This window comes from Delftia sp. ZNC0008 (assembly GCF_000799035.1).
GTDB classification, from domain to species: Bacteria; Pseudomonadota; Gammaproteobacteria; order Burkholderiales; family Burkholderiaceae_C; genus Comamonas; species Comamonas tsuruhatensis.
Window position 1 is genome coordinate 1 of the sequence record NZ_JTKZ01000412.1, and the last position, 1,600, is coordinate 1,600.

Annotated in this window: 2 protein-coding genes; one reads left to right on the forward strand and one right to left on the reverse strand. The window is 66.8% G+C overall.

The genetic code is table 11. The features are described 5' to 3' along the window. Positions 1–758, reverse strand: a 758-nt coding sequence (locus L995_RS13670; RefSeq protein ID WP_047472282.1) for a class I SAM-dependent methyltransferase, incomplete at its 3' end; no start/stop codon positions are given. 19 nt (positions 759–777) lie between these two features. Between L995_RS13670 and gloB the strand changes: the two genes are divergently transcribed. Further along, positions 778–1,551, forward strand: a complete 774-nt coding sequence (gloB, locus tag L995_RS13675) for a hydroxyacylglutathione hydrolase (RefSeq protein ID WP_016447443.1) — start codon at positions 778–780, stop codon at positions 1,549–1,551. The last annotated feature ends 49 nt before the right edge of the window (positions 1,552–1,600 follow it).

Below are 1,600 nucleotides of genomic sequence, written 5' to 3' on the forward strand. Positions count from 1 at the left end.
AGATCACCGTCCGGCGCGGCCTGTGCCGGCATGCGACGGGCGACCGGCACCGTGGCGCCCGACACGACCGCGCGGCCGCGCCAGGCAGGCTCCAGCATGCGCGCACCCGGCACACGCTTGACGGCCACCACGCAGTACACACCGCCCAGCATGGGCCAGCCCAGCCGTCCCACGCGGTCCATGAACTGCCAACGGCGCAGCCAGCGATCCGTCTGCACGGCGGGACGATAACAGCCGAATTGCACGGCCTCGATCTCGAAGGCCAGCAATCGCAGCCAGTCGCGCAGCCGCCAGTAACCCACGCCCCAGCCCACATCGGGCAGGTACACGCCACGCTCGGCACGCCGCTGCACGCCCAGCAAACTGGCAGGGTTGAGTCCGCACACCACGATGCGGCCTTCAGGCATCAGCACCCTGGCCGCCTCGCGCAGCACGGCATGCGGGTCCGGCGAGGTCTCCAGCGTATGGGGCATCACGACCAGGTCAAGGCTGGCCTCGGGAAATGGCAGCGCGGCGGGATCGGCCAGCAGCGCCACGGGAACCTCCAGCGGGGCAGCGCCGTCCGCTGGCGCTGCATCCTGCGTGGAATCCAGCGCCAGCCAGCGGTGCGGCATGCGGTTGGCACGCAGCCCCTGGAGCATGGGCATGCCCAGCTGCAGGCTGTGATAGCCGAAAATATCGGCCACCGCCTCGTCGCAGCGCTGCTGCTCCCATTCCAGCAGGTAGTGGCCGAGGGCAGATTGCGTCCAGTGATGCATCCCTATAATTTTGCTGCTCATGAACCTGTTGCCCATTCCTGCTTTTTCCGACAACTACATCTGGCTGCTGCATGACGCCGGGCAGGCCCTGGTCGTCGATCCCGGCGATGCAGCGCCCGTGCTCGCCACGTTGCACCGGCTGGGCCTGCAGCTGCAGGGCATTTTAGTCACCCACCACCATGCCGATCATGTCGGTGGCGTGGCCCAGCTGCACCAGGCCACGGGCGCCCAGGTCTGGGGTCCTGCCTACGAGCAGTTGCCCGAACCCGTTCAGCGCGTGCAGGGAGGCGATGCCGTGCAGGCACTGGGCGGCCCCTGGCAGGTCATCGATGTACCAGGCCATACCAGCGGCCACATTGCCTTCTACAGCACGGCGGCACAGGCACAGCCCGTGCTGTTTTGCGGCGACACGCTGTTTTCCGGGGGATGCGGCCGCCTGTTCGAGGGCACTGCGCAGCAGATGCAGCAATCGCTGGACGATCTGGCCTCGCTGCCGGGCAATACACTGGTGTGCTGCGCACATGAGTACACAATGTCCAACCTGCGCTTTGCCCAGGCCGTGGAACCAAACAACGAAACCCTGGCTCACTACCAGCGGCATTGTCAGGCGTTGCGCGAGGCCGGTCGGCCCACGCTGCCATCCCTGATGGAGACCGAGCGCTCCATCAATCCCTTTCTGAGAACGCGCGAATCCGCGGTGGCCGCGGCCGCCGCAGGCTTCGACGCACAGGTGAGACAGCAGGACCCAGCCAGCGTGCTGGCCGGCCTGCGCCAATGGAAAAACGTCTTCTGATGAAACTGCTACACACCCTGCTGCTGGGCAGCCTGCTGGTTCTACGCGG